Below are 14,453 nucleotides of genomic sequence, written 5' to 3'. Positions count from 1 at the left end.
ACCTGGCAGCGGCAGGCTGGCTTCTCCCGCGACCCGTACGCGCACCCCGAGTGGGCCGCCTACGTGTGGTCGGGGGCGAGGGCGGCACTGCTGGACATGAAGTACCGCCAGGGCAAGGAGGTCATCGGCTACGCAGGTGCCCTGCACGCCAAGCCCGGCACGGTCGTCTACTTCGGCACCGACGGCATCGCCCTGACGGAGCGCCAGCCCTGGCCGTACCGGGGCGAACCGGGCGACTATCTCCTCAAGGGCCACCTCACCGGCCCGGTGGAGCACCCGGTCAGCCAGGAGCAGTACCTCAAGCTGCGAGGCCTGGGCCGCGCCGAACTCGCCGCCGCCGCGAAGGGAGCTGGCCAGTGAGCCCGGCCGACCCGAACAACCCGAACGGGGCCGCCCGGTTGACCCAGGAGTTGCTGGACCAGGGCTACACCAAGCGCCAGGTCGCCAAGCTGCTGGGCAGGGACGCCAGCCTGGTCTCGCAGTTCTTCACCAAGGGCAAGGGCGCCAGCATGGTCGGCGCGCTGCGCCAGGTGGTCCGTGCGGTGCGCGGCGGCGAGCGTGATGAGGAGGTGCTGTCCGGGATCGCGGAGGCGAACACCACCCGCCGCCGCACCAAGACCGGCCAGAAGGCCCGGGTGCGCGGCAAGGACGTCGTCGGCAAGCCCGGCGAGTCGATGGCCGGCCGCGCGGGCAAGCAGGCCATCAACTCCGGTGCCTCCCACCTCGCGCCGGTGGTCCACGCCACCGGCCAGGCCGGCGGCCGCCTCGCCTTCACCGTCCGGATGAAGGCCGATCAGTACGTCTACGGCGCGGGCTCGGAGCAGGACTCCGGTGGCATCCGACGCGGCTTCCTCCCGCGCGCGGACGGCACCGAGGAGCGCACCTACGGCTCCGCCTCCACCGGCGGGTTCGACGCCGCCGAGTGGTCCCAGCGCGTCGCCGACCACCACGGGGACGTCACCGAGGCGATGCGCGAGTGGCTGGTGGAGACCGGCCGGGCGGTCGAGGGCGCGGACATCCGCTACCTGGAGGTCCGCGGCTGGACCCCTGAGTAGTCGGTGGGCCCCCGACTCGGCCGCACCTGCGCGGGCCGGGAGCGTTCGGTCGGCCGGTGAGCGCAAGGGGAGCCGATCGAGCGCCCGGCCCCTGGTCCGGGGTGTGCGCTTCAACGGCCGGGCCCGGCCAGCCTCCTGACGGACGGACCCACAGCGGTGTCGCCCAGGGTTCGGCGCCCTTCGTGCTCCGCCCACCCCACGGTGGCCCGCCGGTCTTCCGCCGCCCGCGCCACGGCGCCGCGCCGATGAGCCTACGATGTTCACCTGCGGCGGATGTGACCTCAGAAAGCCCATGCCGCACGATGGTTGCTGCCTGCGGTACGGCAGGCGGCAGGGGAGAGCGGAGCGGCTGCGACTGTGCACTTGAAGGACTTCTCCGTGAGCGGGTTCCGCTCGCTGACGCTGCTCAAGAACATCCCCGTCAGCTCGCCGACGATCCTGGTAACCACAACGACGGCGGGAAGAGCGCGGTGCTCGCCGCCCTCGCCTTCCTCCTCGGCGGCCATCGTCTGGCCGAACAGGACCGAACCTACGTCACCCCGACCGGAGCCGCGGCGTCGCCGAGCCGGGACGCTGTGCCTCGACATGGGTCGAAGGCCGCTTCGCCCTGGACGACTTCGAGCAGGAGGCGGGCTTCGCACCGGAGTTGAGGGTACGGCGCCGAGTGGAGGGCGATGCCGCGCCCGTGCTCGAGTACTGGGCCAGGATTCCGGCCGACCCCAGGCTGCGTGACATCCACTCGCTGCTCGTACCCGAGCTCAGGGAGCTGGTTCTCGCCCTCGGACTGCAGGCCGAGGGCAAGGGACTCAAGGCCGACCTGCAGGCGGCGCTGGCCGCACACGCGGCACGCTCCCCGCAGGTCGACCAATGGGCATCCTTGCCCAAGCAGTTGGCGCGACGGCTGCCGCGGCTGTTGTCATTCAGCGGGAAGGACGAGAGCCCGGAGCGGGCCGTCCACACGGCACTGGCCGGCAGCTACCAGGCCCATCTCGAGGACGACGGGCTGCAGGGCCGCCTGCGTACGATCGAGTCCGAGGTCACCGCGCTGGTCAAGGACGACGCCGCCGACCTGTGCGAACACATCAAGGCACACTGTCCGGATCTCGTGGACGTCTCCGTCGAGCCGGAGGTCTCCTTTTCCCACGGTTTCAAGCAGGCGCATCTGCACATCTCCCGTGCCCGCGGCGAGCGGGTCGATCTGTCCAGGTCCGGACGGGGCAGCAACCGCCGGATCGCCCTGGCGGTCTGGGAGTGGACCAGCAGGCTGCTGGAGGGCCCCCAACCGGACGGGGACGACATGCCGCCCGTCCAGACGATCGTCGTCTACGACGAGCCCGACACCCACCTGGACTACACCCACCAGCGGACCGTGATGGACCTGATCCGCCGCCAGTGCGCGACGGATGCCGTCAACGTCATCGTGGCCACCCACTCGATGAACCTCATCGACGGCGTGGACATCGCCGACGTCGTCCACCTGCGCCTGGAAGCGGGCCGCACCGTCATGGAACGCCTCGCCGAGGACACGCACGAAGGCATCGACCTGCACCTGGGGCAGATCGCCGTCGCGCTGGGCCTGCGCAACTCCGTCCTGCTCCACGAGCGCTGCTTCCTCGCCGTCGAAGGCCCCACGGAGCAGCAGGCGATCCCGGTGCTCTTCCGCCTCGCACAGGGCCTGTCCCTGCAGGCGGCGGGTATTGCCCTGTGGGCCTGCAACAACAACGAAGGAGCCCTGCACCTCGCCCGCTACCTCGCCGGCCAGCGCCGCACCGTCATGTTGCTCGTCGATGCCGACAGCCGCAACGTCGCCAAGTTCTTCAGGGACGACCGGCTGCGCCAGTTCGGCCTCGATCCCGCGCGGCAGGTCTCGTTCGTCGGCGAGGCGACGGGCTTCAACGAACTCGAGGAGCTCTTCGAGGACGAGCAGTGGGCCCAAGTGGCCAACCGCAAGTGGCCGCGCCCCGACGGCCAGCAGCATTGGGAGGCCACGGACTTCAAGGCGCACCGTGGCGGCCGGAAATTCAGCAAGGACATTCTTGGCATGATTAAGGATCAGGGCCGCACGAGTCCGGACGGTAAACCCGAAATGGTTTACGAGCTGGCCACGTCCTTGGGCTCCGCCGCAGACGTGCCGTCGCAGTTGAGGGAAGTATTCGCGGCTTTGCGGGCGAGTGCGGGCTGATCATTTCCTGACGGCGCGTCCTGCCGGAGCCGGGCGGTGCGCCGCGCCGTCATCCGGGCCTTGCGTTGTTCACTGGTCGGGGAGGCCCAGGCGTGCCAGCCCGCCTCCTCCACCCACTGCCGTGCGTGGACCCGCTCGTCGATGCCACACCACCGGCACCCGTTCGGAGCAGGGAAACCGCTACGCAAAGAGCCTTGCTCGGAAGTCATCTCTCCCCCTCTCTGTCCTTATTCTTTCCCGCCGCACTGACAATCTCTCGCCCCCGGGCCCACCGCTCACTCCCTTGCCGCCGCCGGTACGGCATCTGACATCCAACGGTTCCCACAGATCACCAATGCGGGCCAGAACACCGAAACCGGCCCGCACCCCACACCCGAACGGTTACGGTCAGCGACCATGCGATTGCTCCACACCTCGGATTGGCACCTCGGGCGCACGTTCTACCGAGAGTCCCTCATCGATGCCCAACGTGCCTTCCTCGACCACCTGCTGACCGTCGCGCGCGAACGGGAGGTGGACGCGGTCCTGGTCGCCGGCGACGTCTACGACCGGGCCATCCCGTCCCTGGACGCCGTCGCCCTCTTCGACCACGCGCTCAACAGCCTGGCCGACCTGCGGGTCCCCGTCGTCATGATCAGCGGCAACCACGACTCGCCCCAGCGCCTCGGCGTCACGTCCCGCCTGATCGAACGGGCCGGCATCCACCTGCGCACCGACCCCGCCACCTGCCACACACCCGCTGTGCTGCACGACGCGCACGGACCGGTCGCCTTGTACGGTCTGCCCTACCTCGAACCGTTCCTGACCCGCGAGGAGATGGCAGCCGACAAGCCCACCCACGAGGCCGTCCTGGACGCGGCGATGGACCGGGTGCGGGCCGACCTCGCCGCCCGCCCGGCGGGCACCCGCTCCGTCGTCCTCGCGCACGCCTTCGTCACCGGGGGCCGCACCAGCGACAGCGAACGCGACATCACCGCCGGCGGGATCCCGACCGTCGGCGCCGCCGTCTTCGAGGGCATCGACTACGTCGCCCTCGGCCACCTCCACCGCCCGCAGAAGGTCACCGACCGCATCCGCTACAGCGGTTCCCCCCTCGCCTACTCCTTCTCCGAGGCCGACTACGCCAAGACCACCTGGCTCGTCGACCTCGACGCCGACGCCAACCTCACCACCGAGGCCGTCCCCTGCCCTTGCCCCCGGCCCCTGGCCACCCTCACCGGGCACCTCGACGACCTCCTCGACGACCACCAGCACGACCACCTGCACGACGCGTGGCTGCACGTCGTCCTGACCGACCCACAGCGCCCCATCAACGCAATGGACCGCCTACGCACTCGCTTCCCCCACACGGTCCAGCTCACCTTCCTTCCCGAGGACGGCGGCCCCCGCGACAGCGCTACCTACACCGAACGCACCCGGCACCGCACCCCGCTCGAGATCACCGCCGGGTTCGTCGACCACGTCCGGGGCGGCCTCGCTCCCACCCCGGCCGAACACGACCTGCTGCGCCGGGCAGTCGAGTTCGCCCGCCACGACGACACCGAGAAGGAAGCCCGCTGATGCGCCTGCACACCCTCGTCCTGCAGGCCTTCGGCCCCTTCCGTACCCGGCAGAGCATCGACTTCGACACCCTCTCCCAAGGAGGGCTGTTCCTCCTGCACGGCGCCACCGGCGCGGGGAAGTCCACCGTCTTCGACGCCGTCTGCTTCGCCCTCTACGGCAACGTGCCGGGGGAGCGGCACCAGACGGCGCTGCGCAGCCACCACGCCGACCCCGCCACACCCACCCAGGTTGAGGTGGAGTTCAGCATGGCGGGGCGGCGCCTGCGAATCGTGCGAACCCCTCAGCAGGAACGCGCCCGACGCGACGGGAGCGGCACCACGCGTTCCCAGGCCAAGGCCCGGCTGGAGGAACAAGACGGCGACGACAGCCTCGGCCGGCCCCTGTGGAGGCCCGTCACCGCCGCCCACCAGGAGGTCGCCCGCGAGGTCGAAGCCCTGCTGGGCATGAACCGCGAGCAGTTCTGCCAAGTCGTCCTGCTGCCACAGGGCGACTTCGCGAAGTTCCTGCGCGCCAAGGCCGAGGAGCGCGCCACCGTCCTGGGCCGCCTCTTCGGCACCCACCGCTTCCGCACCATCCAACGCTGGCTCACCGACCACGCCAAGGAGAGCGGTCAACACTGCGACGACGCCCGCCGCGCCGTCCTGCGCGACATCGACCGCATCCAGGACACCGCCGGCGCCGCGATCACCGACCCGGTCGAGGAACCAACCCCCACCCAGGACAGCATCGACGCCGCCCACCCCGCCGCACTCGCCTGGGCGCGGGCCGTGCACGACGGCGCCGCCCAGGCCCAGCAGGCCGCCGCCGGCGCACTGCGGGACGCCCGAGCCCATCACCGGATCCAGGAGAGCCACACCGCACAGGTCCGCGTCCTGGCGGAGCGTCAGCTGCGCCACCGCACCACCGCCCAGGCCCTCACGGCCCTGCAGGCGCAGGCATCGGACTTCGAGAGCCTGCAGGCGGACCTGGAACGCGGTCGCAGCGCCGAGCGGGTCCGGCCCCTCGTCCGGGCCCTCGACGACGCGGACCGTGACCACGAACAGGCCCGCGAGGCAGAAGCCCAAGCCAGGACGCGACTGCCCGAACCGCGGCGCGAGGACACTGAGGAGAACCTCACCGCCGCCGAGGACCAGTTGAAGAACGAGCTGGGCCGCCTCGACGCCCTGCGCCACGACGAACGGCGCTTCGACGAACTGGCGGCCTCCCTCGCCACGCTCGAAGCCGAACTCGACGAAGCCCAGACCGACCACGACGAGATCACGGCCTGGCTCGGCCAAGCGGACGCCCGCCGCGCCGAGCACACCGCGCGGATCGAGCGCGCCCACCTGGCTCAGCTCCAGGCAGACAGTCTCGCCGCCACCCTGCCCGCCCTCCAGCAGCAACTCGCGGCGGCCCGCCGCCGCGACGAACTGGCCACCGAGGTGGCCCGGGCCCAGGCCGGCGTCGACGAGCTGACGGACGCCGTCGTGCGCAGCGCCGCGCACGCGCGAGAGATCCGGGACCGGCGCATCGACGGCATGGCCGGCGAACTCGCTGCCCGGCTGCGTCCCCAGGAGCCCTGTCTGGTCTGCGGTTCGCCCGTCCATCCCCGGCCGGCGACGGCTGCCGCCGATCACCCGAGCCGAGCGGACGAGGCCCGCGCGGAGCAGGCATATCAGCAGGCCGACCAGGCCTGCAAGGACGCCGAACAGGACCTGGTGCGGCTCACGGCCGAGGCCGGTGCGGCCGAGGAACTGGCCGACGGGCAGGCCACGGCAGAGCTGCAGCAGCGCCACCTCGCCGCCCAGGAAACCCACAAGGGCCTCCTGGCCACTGCCGCCGACGCCGTTCCCGCCACCGAGGAACTGCGCGCCTTCGACGAGACGCACACGACCCGGACAACCGAACTCACCGCCTTGGGCCGCCGCATCGGCGACTACATGGGCCGCCAGGAGACCCAGAACACCGAACAGGAGATCCTGACCCAGCGCCTGGCCGACGCTCTGGCCGGGTCCCCGACGATCGCCGCCCGCAGCGCCGGACTCATCGCCGAGGCCAAGGCGATCGCGGTGGCGCGGGCGGCGATCCAACAGGTCGCGGCGAGCGCGGTGAGCCTGGACCGCGCGCACCGTGCCGCCTCGACCGAGATCACCGCCGCGGGATTCGCCACCGCCGAGGCCGCCCGCCAGGCCATGATCCCCGGCGCCGAACTGGCAGCGATGGAAAGCGAACTGGACGCCTGGCGGACCGCCCAGGCCACCCACGCGGCGACACTCGAGGACCCGGACCTCACACAGGCCGCCGCCACGGAACCAGCCGACGAGCAGGCCGCCGAGGCGGCGCTGACGGCCGCCGCCGACCGCGCGCAAGCGGCGGCGATCGCCGAGAGCGCCAGCCGCGCCCGCAGCGAGGCGCTGGTCTGCCACATCGACGACCTCACCCGGCACATCGCCCGCCTGGCCCCACTGCTGGAGGAGCACCACGTCGCCAAACACCTGGCGGAGCTGGCCGCAGGCACCTCGGGCGACAACCAGTACCGCATGCACCTGGAAGCCTACGTCCTGGCAGCCAGGCTGGAGGAGGTGGCGCGGGCGGCCAACACCCGTCTGGAACGCATGTCCTCCCACCGCTACGCGCTGTCCCACACAGACGCGCGCACCAGTGGACGCGGCCGTTCCGGCCTCGGCCTGGAGATCCTCGACCAGTGGACGGGCCAGACCCGCGACACCACCACCCTGTCCGGCGGCGAGTCCTTCTTCGCCTCGCTCGCGCTGGCCCTGGGCCTGGCGGACGTGGTTGCCCAGGAGGCCGGCGGCGGCAGCGCTCGACACCCTGTTCATCGACGAGGGCTTCGGCAGCCTCGACGACGACACCCTCGACGAGGTCCTCGACGTGCTCGACGAACTGCGCTCCTACAGCCGCACCGTCGGGGTGGTCAGCCACGTCGCGGATCTGCGACGGCGCATCCCCAGTCAGATGCAGGTCCGCAAGAGCCAGGACGGCTCGACCGTGAAGGCCATGGCCACCGCCCCGGCCTTCTGACCTTCCTACACGATAGGACGAGGCGAGACCCCCACACCGATCGGGGCGGTCGACGTCTCGTCCCGTCGTCAAGCGGGCCACCCGCCGTCCCAGCCCGCGAAGGAGAAGCACCGCCGTGGAGACCACCACCGAGGCCGATGTGCCGGCCGCGTTCCGCGCCGACGCCGGGCAGCCGGTCCCGCAGCAGCCGACCGGGGCGCTCAACCCCTTGCCGCTGCACTGGTTCCAGAAAGACGCGGTGGCGGCCGCGGTGAAGGAGGTTCGCGACGGCGGCCGCGCCACCGTCGTGGCCGCGACCGGCTCCGGCAAGACCCTCATTGCGGCCGGCTGCGCCCGGCGTCTGGCGGCGCGGGGGCGGGTGCTGGTGCTGGTGCCGACGATCGAGCTGTTGGAGCAGACCGCCGAGGCGTGGTCGCTGCGGGGCGGTCGCCGCGGGCTGGCGGTGGCGGCGTGCTCGCGCGAGGAGGCGCTGGAGAGCGCGGAGGCGGGCGGGCGGGTGCGTGCGGAGGTGTCGACGCAGGCGCCGCGGATCGCGGACCTGGTCGCCGCCGCGAAGCCCGGCGAGCCGGCGACCGTGTACGCCACCTACGCGAGCCTGGAGCGCATCGTCCAGGCCCACCGCGACTTCGGCCTGGCGCAGTGGGACCTGGTGGTGATCGACGAGGCGCACCGTACGGCCGGCGCCGAAGGGAAGGCGTGGGCGGCCGTCCACGCCGACGACCAGGTCCCGGCGAAGCGCCGGCTGTACTTCACCGCGACCCCGCGGATCGCCGACGACCGGCGCGCGAAGGACGGCCTGGCCGACCTCACGAACGCCGACGGCCAGGCGCTGCCCGCACTGTGCTCCATGGACGACGAGAGCATCTACGGCAGGACCGTGTTCACCTGGACCCTCGGACAGGGGATCGAGCACGGCTACCTCGCCGACTACCGCGTCCTGGTCCCCGTCGTCACCGACGAGGACCTGCGCGAGCTCCTCAACCTCCCGGCCGTCGCCGACCTGCGCTCCCAGCGCAGCAACGAGGAACTGCTGCGCCTGGCCCTGCAGATCGCGGTGCTGCGCGCGGTCGCCGACCTCGGCCTGCGCCGCGTCATCACCTTCCACTCCCGCGTCAGCGCGGCCCGAGAGTTCGCGAACACCCTGCTGGAGACCTCGGAGCTGCTCGAGGACGCGGAGCGCCCGGAGCGGATCTGGGCGAAGGCGGTGGCCGGCACCGACCGCCTCAAGGACCGCCGGGCCGCGTTCACCGAGTTCAAGGCCCACACCGGCGAGGACGGCGAGGAGTGTGGCATCCTCTGCAACAGCCGACTCCTGACCGAGGGCATCGACGTCGCCGCCGTGGACGCCATCTGCTTCGCCGACCCCAAGAGCTCGGTCATCGACATCGTCCAGGCCGTCGGCCGCGCGCTGCGCCAGTCCTACCGCCAGGGCAAGGTCTCCTGGGTCGTCATCCCGGTCTACCTCCCGACGCCGGAGGTCGGCGACGACACCGCCACCGCGGACCCGGCCGAGGTCCACGACGCCGGCGAAGCCGTGAAGGCCGAGGCCGACACCGAGATCGAGGCCAGCTCGTTCCGCACGATCTGGCGGGTCCTGCGCGCCCTGGCCGCGCACGACGCCCGGGTGGTCGGCCGGATCACCGAACTGCGCGGCGCACGCTCGCAGGGCACCGCGCACACCACCGCGGCCAAGCCGGCCGAGGGCAAGGCCGCCGAGCCCGGCGGCGAGGGGGAGCAGCAGCCGGCCCCGGCCGAGTCGCCGATCGAGTGGCTGAAGATCAACGCCCGCCAGCACGCCGCCCGGATCCTCCAGACCGTCAAGCTGCGCGCGTTCAACCCGCGCGCGGTCGAGTGGCAGCGCATGCACGCCGTCGCCGCCCGGTTCCACATCGAGCACGGCCACCTCGACCCCACCGACAAGACCGAGCACGCCGAGCTGATCTCCTGGCTCGCCCGCCAGCGCCACCTGAACGGCCAGCACCTGCTCGACCCGGTCCGGGTGTCCGAGCTGGACGCGCTGGGCATGATCTGGTCGAAGAACGCCAACGCCTGGGAACGCGGTCACGCCTACGCCGCCGCCTTCCACCACCAGCACGGCCACCTCGCGGTCCCCGCCACCGCCAAGCTGGACGGCTACGCGGTGGGCGCGTGGATGCGCCGCCAGCGCAAGGCCGACAACCTCACTGGCGACCAGGTGGCGAAGCTCGACGGCCTGGACGAGCTGTGGCGCCTGGAGCCGGACTGGAACAGGTCGTACCGCCGCCTGCTCGCCTACCTCGCCGCCGGCGGCACCCTGGACGGCCCGGCGAACCGCACCGGCCTTGGCGACGACCTGACGTTCCGCCCCGGCACCTGGCTGCGCAAGCAGGACAAGGCCCGCACCGAGGGCAAGCTGACCGACCACCAGGCCGCGCTCCTGGACGCGCTCACCCGGCACGCCGAGACCGTCGCGGGCTGACCCGCCCCTGACCAACGCCCGCTGTCCCGGCCCACCCCGGGCCGGGACGGCCCGCTCCCTGGAAGGAGACGAGTGACCACCACCCAGCAGCCGAAGGTGTCCTGGTACGCGCAGTACGTGTGCCACACGCGGTCTGCCGAGCCGTGTTCGAGGAGCAGGGGCCGGCTGCCAGCGGCGGGTGGGGCCGGTGCCGGCTCGGGCAGGGACGAGGACCGTGCAGGACCGGTGGAGGCGGTGCGCGTTGGTGCTGGGACAGGGCTGGGAGCGTGGTCGGTTACCGGTCGGGTGTGATTGGCGGGTCTCGCCGGGGTTTGACGGGTGAGGGTTGTCTCATCGAGGCCTGACCGGGTTGTCCGGGTCGGTCGCTGACCTGCGGTGGACGACTTGTCGCATGGGCGATATCGGTAGGTGCTGGTGAGCGATCCCGTTTTGAACCGCGGGCTCCGGCAGGGCGATGGCCTTGCCGGAGCGTGGTGTTCAGATCTGGGGGTCGAGGCGGAACTTCTGGTGGTCGGCGTTGCTCCACTCCTGCTGGCGGACCGGCGCGCCGTTGCGTGTGCCGTCGTTGCCGAGGGCGATCTGCAGGACCTTGTCGCTGTGGCGGGCGACCAGGCGGTACCAGCCGTCGCCGACCGGCTCGGGGCGCCACTGCTGGTGGGCGCCGCCGCTCCACTCCCACTGCCGCACGGCGGCACCGTTGTCGGTGCTGGCGTCGGCGACTTCCAGGACCTTGCCGCTGTGCCGGGCGGTGATCCGGTAGAAGCCGCCCTCCACCTTCTCGAAGGTGAACCGCTGGTTGTCGGCGTCGCGGCGCTCCCACTGCTGCGCCCTGGCTCCGTCGGCGAGGCCTTCGGCGCCGGTGCCGGCGATCTCGACGAGCTTGCCGCTGTGTCGGGCGACTAGGGCGGCTTGGGTGGGGATGGCGGCGCTGGCCGCGTCGTCCCAGGTGATGTCGTCGCCGTCGATGTAGATGCCCCAGAACGGCACGTAGTAGAAGTACTTGTAGCGGCCGCCGAAGAAGGGCATCGGGTACCAGATGTAGTTGGCCACCACCCCCCTGGAGGAGACCCCCCACCCGGTCGTGTGGGCCCCTCGTTCGTAGCGGCCCTGCACCACGTCGGTGGTCTCCGGCAGCCGCTCACCGGGCTCGAAGTTGACGGCGTAGAGGTTCTCGGCCATCTGGCCGGACTCGACGCGGTGGAAGTAGGCCGGCGCGCTCTTCTTGATCACGCCGACCGTGCGGGCGGGCCGCGCGGGTACCGGGTCGCGGTAGCGGGTGGTTGCCGCCGCCACCATTGCGGTGCACTTGGAGCCCGAGGCCGTGACGTGCTGGTGCTCCCACTGGCCGTCGCCCGCGGGGGTGGCGATGACGAACCCGCCGACGGTGCCCACGCACACCGCGCCGTCGGGGTAAGGCCGTCATCGCGCCGACCTCCGGCACCGACTGCTCCCCTTCCGCGGTCACGGGGAAGGTCCCGAGCTTCTCCAGGGTCCGCGCCGCCAGGACGACACCCTCGTAGCGGTACCTGGGGCCGATGGCGGCGTAGACGCGCTGCCCGTCCCCGCTGGGGCACACTGCTGCGGTGTACCCGCTCCCTCGGGCCACCACCTTCAGCGTGGCGGTGTCCACCGCGGCCAGGGAGTTCTCGCGGTAGCTGTTGAAGGTGTAGAGCAGCGTTCCGTCCTCGCTCAGCACGACCCTGACCCCGGCTTCCCGTACGCGAAACCGGCCAGCTCGACGGTGGCGGTCACCGTCCCGTCGGCCAGGTCCAGCACCTTCACCGTGGGCGCGCCGTCGGAGCTGCCCGCGTACAGCCGCGTGCCGTCCGGGGAGACCGCGATACTCGTGTAGACGTCCTCGTTCTTCAGTCGGCGCAGCACGGTGTTGGTGGTGGTGTCGATCTCGACGATGTCACCGGTGCCGACCGCGACGTAGAGCCGCTCGCGCCGCTGGTCGATGACCGCGTCCCACACCGGCTCGTCCAGCAGCTGCCCGGTGCCGCGGTCCACCTCCTCGTCCAGCACTTCGGTGAGGGTGTCCGTCTCCACCAGGTGGACGCCGTCGTTCAGGCCCACGTACAGGTGGGTGCCCTGGGAGTTCGGGCACAGGAAGCCCCGCCCCAGCCCGCCTCCGACCGCGTTGCGGCTGGTCAGCGTGCCCAGCACCTCGCCCGACTCCGGGGAGATCGCCGACACGGCCCAGTACTCACTCGTACTCCAGTCCGCCTCGTGCAGGGCGTAGTAGTGGTACGTCCGCAGATCCGTCACGACCGGCTCCCCTCCCCGCCGACACATGGTGCATCGGCGCAGTCGCCAGCGTAAAGATCAACAAGAGGCAGCAGGGCACGTTCCACGAAATTGGTAGGACCTCGTACCCCACTGGGTGAACCCTCCAGCACAAGCCCCGGGTGGCCGCTGCTGGCCCTGCCACCAGGACCGCGAGGAGCGCCTGGAGCGGGAGGCCCAGGCGCGGCTGGAGGCGGCCCGGGCGGCGAACGCCGAGCTGCGCCCGTGCTGGACGTGCCGGGGCTCGATCGGTGGGAAGTAGGGCTCGAAGCCGGAGCTGCGGGAGAAGGCCGCCGGACCGGCTGGAGTGCCCGCAATGCGAACAGGACCGCGCCGTCAAGGACTTGGGCCCGCTGATGCTGCCCGCCCCGACCAGGCGCGAGCAGATGGCTGCGCTGGTCTCCACCCCGGATGACCTCTGGTGGGAGGACCGCGTGCTGCACGCCAAGCTCCACCCGGCGAAGGCCGCTGGGTGTGACCTGTTGGCCGTTGTGGGCACGATATGGCCTCTATCAGCGAGTTGTCTGGACCTTTGGTCGTTCCTGTCGGGGTGATGGCGGAGTAGGTGTGCGGGGCGGGGTTTGGTGACTGTGTGTTGTTATTTGCGGGGTGGCGGGACGTGTCGGCCGCCGACGGGGTCGGCGCGGCATTGTCGGGCCCGTATCCGGGGTGAATTCCTCTGATAGCTCCGTTCGGCTATTTTGCGGAGCGGATTTCTGTAGCGGCATGAAGGCAGATTGAACTTGCAGACTTGGGGCGGCCCAGTGGGAGTGTTCGATTTTTTGGGAGATTGCTGGGGTGTCAAATCTTCACGTGTTGGCCACGGTGTGGGACATCGGCGAGTGCTGTGTGGCGCGGGCTCGGGAGGTGGTCGATGTGGGGTGACGGGGCGGGGCTTCGGGTGCCAGCTGGTGTCGCCGTGCTCGTTGCGAAGGTGGCGCTGTCGCGGGGTGTCCAGGTGGCGTGCCCTAGGGTTCAGCGGGTGGTGAGCCACTGGAGGAGGAGAGTGAGAGGCAGGGCAGCAAAGCGGCGGAAGCGGCGCCGAGCAGTGCGCGGTTGACGAGGGATTGGCTGGTGGGCCAGCGACGGGGCTTGCGGCGTCGCTTCCAGGGGTCGGGCTGCGTCATGTCGGGTCTCCTGCGTGGTGGTTGGTTCGGGCTGGCGGGGGACTCCCCGAGCCCACCCACTGCGTAATCGTGCTAAAGGGGACAGCCTCCGCGCCGACTTCTGGATCTTGGCGAATTTTGTTCGAATCTTGAGGATGCCGCATGTAGGCCAGTCGGGAACTTCCAGTTCGAACGAGTGTCGCTGCTTCGGGAATGGTGTTGGGTGATGCTGTGCGGGATTTCCTGGGCGGTCTGGAAGGGCGGTCGCCGTGTCGGCATGGAGGGCCGTAGGCCCTTTTTCTGGGTGCCTGAATTCGATTCCCTGCCGCTGCGCCAAGGAAGGGTTTCGGATTGCCGCCGAAAAGGGAGGGAGGGTATTCGGATTCCCGTCGCGAGTGCGGCCTGATAGATCCGTAGAAGGATGGTCACCGCGAGGTTGTCTGTTCTCCTCCGACGCCCGCCGTGGAACCGGTGGGATAGGGCTGTGCGGAAGCCGGTGAAACGCTGCCGGATTCGCCTCGGGTTCCCGGCCGAGTCTGTGGTTGAGGGGCCGTCAGGGGATGGCCGCCAGGGCGGCAGAGGCCCACCGCCGGGAGCCGGGAGGCTCGAGCCGGGACCGGCTGGTCTCGAGGCCCCCGAGGGCCGCAGGCCCTGCCCCAGGGTACCGGATGGGCTGCCAGCCCAGTAACCAGTGGACCGGCCATCGGCCGGTGCAGGGGGAGGGGCCGGGAGGGGAGGGTGTGACTGATACCGGAAGTCCGCGACACATCGTCAACGCCGAG

7 protein-coding genes are annotated in these 14,453 nt (G+C 71.1%); 5 read left to right on the top strand and 2 right to left on the bottom strand.

Going from position 1 to position 14,453, the window contains the following annotated elements; translation table 11 throughout:
- Positions 1–356: 356 nt before the first annotated feature.
- From ACW14Y_RS00035 to ACW14Y_RS00015, 5 genes are all read left to right on the top strand, one after another.
- On the top strand, positions 357–1,055 hold the full coding sequence (locus ACW14Y_RS00035; protein WP_456985400.1) for a helix-turn-helix domain containing protein: 699 nt from the start codon (positions 357–359) through the stop codon (positions 1,053–1,055).
- Between the two features lie 685 nt (positions 1,056–1,740).
- Complete coding sequence (locus ACW14Y_RS00030; RefSeq protein ID WP_456985399.1) at positions 1,741–3,237, top strand: ATP-dependent nuclease; 1,497 nt, start codon at positions 1,741–1,743, stop codon at positions 3,235–3,237.
- A 396-nt stretch (positions 3,238–3,633) separates the two neighbouring features.
- Positions 3,634–4,797: an exonuclease SbcCD subunit D gene (locus ACW14Y_RS00025; protein WP_456985389.1), complete on the top strand. Its 1,164-nt coding sequence runs from the start codon at positions 3,634–3,636 to the stop codon at positions 4,795–4,797.
- Positions 4,797–8,075 (top strand): AAA family ATPase, encoded by a 3,279-nt coding sequence (locus ACW14Y_RS00020; RefSeq protein WP_456985398.1) that lies wholly within the window; start codon positions 4,797–4,799, stop codon positions 8,073–8,075. The genes ACW14Y_RS00025 and ACW14Y_RS00020 overlap by 1 nt, the downstream gene beginning before the upstream one ends.
- Positions 7,961–10,279, top strand: coding sequence for a Helicase associated domain protein (locus ACW14Y_RS00015; RefSeq protein WP_456988393.1), 2,319 nt, complete (start codon positions 7,961–7,963; stop codon positions 10,277–10,279). Before ACW14Y_RS00020 ends, ACW14Y_RS00015 begins: the two co-directional genes overlap by 115 nt.
- 477 nt (positions 10,280–10,756) lie before the next feature.
- On the opposite strand, the gene ACW14Y_RS00010 is transcribed toward ACW14Y_RS00015, so the two are convergent.
- Together ACW14Y_RS00010 and ACW14Y_RS00005 are read right to left on the bottom strand one after the other, a co-directional pair.
- Complete coding sequence (locus ACW14Y_RS00010; protein ID WP_456985397.1) at positions 10,757–11,671, bottom strand: RICIN domain-containing protein; 915 nt, start codon at positions 11,669–11,671, stop codon at positions 10,757–10,759.
- Between the two features lie 297 nt (positions 11,672–11,968).
- A complete protein-coding gene (locus tag ACW14Y_RS00005; RefSeq protein ID WP_456985396.1) occupies positions 11,969–12,547 on the bottom strand; it encodes a YncE family protein in 579 nt (192 codons plus the stop codon).
- Positions 12,548–14,453 lie beyond the last annotated feature (1,906 nt).

Source organism: Kitasatospora sp. cg17-2 (assembly GCF_054031055.1).
This window is presented reverse-complemented; position numbering and strand designations above follow the sequence as displayed.